We start from the raw sequence: 1413 nt of genomic DNA, 5'->3' as shown, positions 1-1413 counted from the left end.
TACACGTTATTCCCTTACTAGTCCTAAGCCTTGCGCGTTCACCCCGCGGGGGTTGGCGGGCGCCCGCCCGCATGAATCCGCCGCGATCCGTCCGGATCGCGGCACCGCCCCGGTTCAGTTTCCCATCCGAACATGCATCTCTCTGACCTCAAACAGCTCCACGTCTCCCAGCTCCTCGACATGGCCTTCTCGCTTGAAGTCGACAATGCACAGCGTCTGCGCAAGCAGGAGCTGATGTTTGCGATCCTCAAGAAGAAGGCGAAGTCCGGCGAGACGATCTACGGCGACGGCACGCTCGAAATTCTTCCGGACGGGTTCGGCTTCCTGCGAAGCCCCGACTCCTCCTATCTCGCGAGCACGGACGACATCTACATCTCGCCCTCGCAGATCCGCCGCTTCAACCTGCACACCGGCGACTCGATCGAAGGCGAAGTGCGCACCCCGAAGGACGGCGAACGCTACTTCGCGCTCGTGCGCGTCGACACGGTGAACGGCCTCCCGCCCGAAGCGGTGAAGCACCGCATCCTCTTCGAGAACCTGACGCCGATCTTCCCGAACCAGCCGCTCACGCTGGAGCGGAACCTCCGCGGCGACGAGAACCTCACGGGCCGCATCATCGACATGATCGCCCCGATCGGGAAGGGCCAGCGTGCGCTGGTCGTGGCGCCTCCGAAGTCCGGGAAGACCGTGCTGCTGCAGCACATCGCCCACGCGATCACCGCGAACCACCCCGACGTCGTGCTGATGGTCCTCCTCGTCAACGAACGCCCGGAAGAAGTGACGGAAATGCAGCGCACCGTGCGCGGCGAAGTCGTCGCGGCGACGTTCGACGAACCGGCGCTGCGTCACGTGCAGGTCGCCGAGATGGTGATCGAAAAGGCGAAGCGCCTCGCGGAATCGAAGAAGGACGTGGTCGTTCTGCTCGACTCGATCACCCGTCTCGCCCGCGCCTACAACCAGGTGATTCCTTCGTCCGGCAAGGTTCTCACCGGCGGCGTCGACGCGAACGCCCTTGAGCGTCCGAAGCGCATCTTCGGCGCGGCGCGCAACCTCGAAGAAGGCGGCTCGCTCACGATCGTCGGTACGGCTTTGGTCGACACGGGCTCCCGCATGGACGACGTGATCTACGAAGAATTCAAGGGTACGGGCAACAACGAAATCCACCTTGAACGCCGACTCGCCGAAAAGCGCGTCTACCCCGCGATCAACCTCAACCGCTCGGGCACGCGCCGCGAAGAGCTGCTTTTGAAACCCGACGTTCTCCAGAAGGTCTGGGTCCTTCGCAAGTTCCTCTACGACATGGACGAACTCGAGTCGATGGAATTCCTCCTCGACAAGATGAAGTCGACGAAGACCAACGACGAGTTCTTCGACATGATGAAGCGATAAGGAACAGTAAAGAAATAAAATTTA

At 61.8% G+C, this 1413-nt stretch carries 1 protein-coding gene; it reads left to right on the top strand.

The window, feature by feature from the left end; all coding sequences use genetic code 11:
• The first annotated feature begins 132 nt into the window (after nt 1–132).
• Nucleotides 133–1389, top strand: coding sequence for a transcription termination factor Rho (rho, locus tag HMPREF9440_RS05920; RefSeq protein ID WP_008542430.1), 1257 nt, complete (start codon nt 133–135; stop codon nt 1387–1389).
• The last annotated feature ends 24 nt before the right edge of the window (nt 1390–1413 follow it).

This window comes from Sutterella parvirubra YIT 11816, from assembly GCF_000250875.1.
GTDB lineage: Bacteria > Pseudomonadota > Gammaproteobacteria > Burkholderiales > Burkholderiaceae_F > Sutterella > Sutterella parvirubra.
The sequence above is the reverse complement of the archived record's forward strand: the minus strand, read 5'-3'. Positions and strand labels throughout refer to the sequence as shown.

What these genes read in the sequence shown, in the direction of transcription:
- rho (WP_008542430.1), top strand. Translation starts at nt 133, where the DNA reads ATGCATCTCTCTGACCTCAAACAGCTCCACGTCTCCCAGCTCCTCGAC.